Raw genomic sequence first — 1,911 nt, forward strand, 5'->3', positions numbered from 1 at the left:
GTACCTGAGCGCGTTGCATGGCACGATGCGCCGCCCGGGTCAGCCGGCCCGGTTGCAGCGGCCGGTTCACCGGGTGCATGTCGAGCGCATGATGAGCGGCAAGACCGGCACCGCCCCGGACACGTTGGCGTGCATCTACGCGCGTCTGGCCGTGCAGTACGAAGGCGGGCAGGACGGTCCGTTCAGTCGCATGTCCGAGCGCATCGCCCGCGCCCAGCACAGTGAGCCGAACGGGGCGTGGAGAGTGCGTCAGACCGCCCGCTTTGCCAAGGGCCGGGATCGTGGCTGGCTGGCCGTGGTGCGGCAGGCCAACCGCCTGTCGCGGGCGATGATGCAGCAGCACGTCGTGGGGGTGCGTCCTCAGTTGGTACGGGACTTCATGGTGCTGGCGGACGCCTCCGAGCGGGCGCACAAGTCGCTGTTCCCCGATCCCACGACCACGGGCACGACTGTCCCCGTGGGTACACGAGAGATGCAGAAGGAGGCCGGTCATGGCTATGGACGATGAATCCCAGATCGCGGAAGACTTCGGGATGATGGTGCGGATGGTCACCGGCGCGTCGATGCAGCTGAGGGAGAACCAGCTGCGCGCTCGTGCGATGCAGGTTCAGAGCGTGCAGAGCGCAGGCACGGAGGAGGCGCGCGTGCGCGCCAACGCCGCGCGCGTCGTGCAACACGACCTCTACTCGCGGGATTTCTGGCGACACGCCGGATCGGAGTCCATCGCGGACCGCTTGGCCGTCGCGGCCGCGCTGGGGAGCAACGAGCCGGCGGCGCGTTCAGCCTGGATGCACGGGGCTGATGTGCTCCGCAGCGAGTTCGGGATCGACCTCCAGGAGATCAACCGGGCGCATCCGTCTTCGCTGGAGCAGCGTCACGCGGCGCTGCGTGATGCCCTCGATGACTACTTCGCCCAGCTGCGGCAGGACCACACCGATGACCGTGCCGTTGCTGAGCAGGTTCAGGAGCAGGAAGCGGCAGCCGAGGAGCCAGCGCACGTGCAGCAGCCGCAGCCGGCTGAGGCCGGCCCCGAGCTGTTCGTCATGCACGACTTGTCCAACGACCGGGGCGACATTCGCGCCGTGGACAAGGACGGGGCGTTGCGCGCCATCGAGAATGCCCCGGACAACTTGGGCCGCGACATGCCCGAGGCGTGGGCGGATGTGCAGGGCTGGATCGGACGCGATGAGGACGTGGACCGCGCGATTGCCGAGAAGTTCCCCGACGCGATGACCGACGAGCAACGCGCTCGCGCACTCGGCCAGGAGCCCGAGTCGGAGACGTACACGGACACCGCAGGCGTGGCCGCACGTGCCGATGAGAAGGACGCGCAGGCCGAAGCACTGGGGGACGCCCAGCGGGAGGAAGCCGAAGCCGAAGGCGACGCTGCGCGGGTAGAACATCTGGACGATCTGGCTCAGGCCGCGGAGCGTGACGTGGCGCATCTGACTGGAGCCGAAGCGGCCCAGCTGTCCAAGGTCCGCCGTATGCAGCTGGAATCCTTCCCCCACGGCCCGCATGTGCTGAACCCGTCCGAGGTGAAGCGCGCCCCGAGGAAGCGGCCAGCAGCGGGTGTCCAGGCCGAGGCCGAGCGCGCGGAGGTGCTGAGCCGGTGAGCGCCGATCCCGTGCTGAACGCGATGCCGCGTTTCGAAGACGAGCCTCCCGAGGAGACCCCCGAGGAGACTCCCGAAGAATCCGACACGGAGCAGGAGCTGCGGACCTTCTACGCGCATGCCGGCGAGTGGGTGAGCGGCTGGCTGTTGCCGCACTTCCGCCGCAACCCCAACAGGTTCCGATGGGACCCGCAGTGGTGGCGCTACGAGGAAGCGGGATCGGTTCTCGAAGCGATGTGGCGATCCTGGGAACAGACCCGCGTGGACCCCGATCCTCGCGTCATGGCGACGTGGTT

3 protein-coding genes are annotated in these 1,911 nt (G+C 68.6%); all 3 read left to right on the forward strand.

The window, feature by feature from the left end; all coding sequences use genetic code 11:
- Nucleotides 1-508 (forward strand): hypothetical protein (locus ACFWJO_RS38435; RefSeq protein WP_386872822.1); only part of this gene is annotated, 508 nt, incomplete at its 5' end.
- Nucleotides 492-1,616: a hypothetical protein gene (locus ACFWJO_RS38440; RefSeq protein WP_386872824.1), complete on the forward strand. Its 1,125-nt coding sequence runs from the start codon at nucleotides 492-494 to the stop codon at nucleotides 1,614-1,616. The genes ACFWJO_RS38435 and ACFWJO_RS38440, both read left to right, overlap by 17 nt.
- Nucleotides 1,613-1,911: DUF4913 domain-containing protein (locus ACFWJO_RS38445; protein WP_386872826.1), on the forward strand; the 299-nt coding region annotated here is incomplete at its 3' end. The genes ACFWJO_RS38440 and ACFWJO_RS38445, both read left to right, overlap by 4 nt.

The organism is Streptomyces sp. NPDC127092, assembly GCF_042722475.1.
Classification (GTDB): Bacteria; Actinomycetota; Actinomycetes; order Streptomycetales; family Streptomycetaceae; genus Streptomyces.

Excerpts from the sequence above, each read along its gene's own strand:
- ACFWJO_RS38440 (WP_386872824.1), top strand. The coding sequence starts at position 492 with ATGGCTATGGACGATGAATCCCAGATCGCGGAAGACTTCGGGATGATG.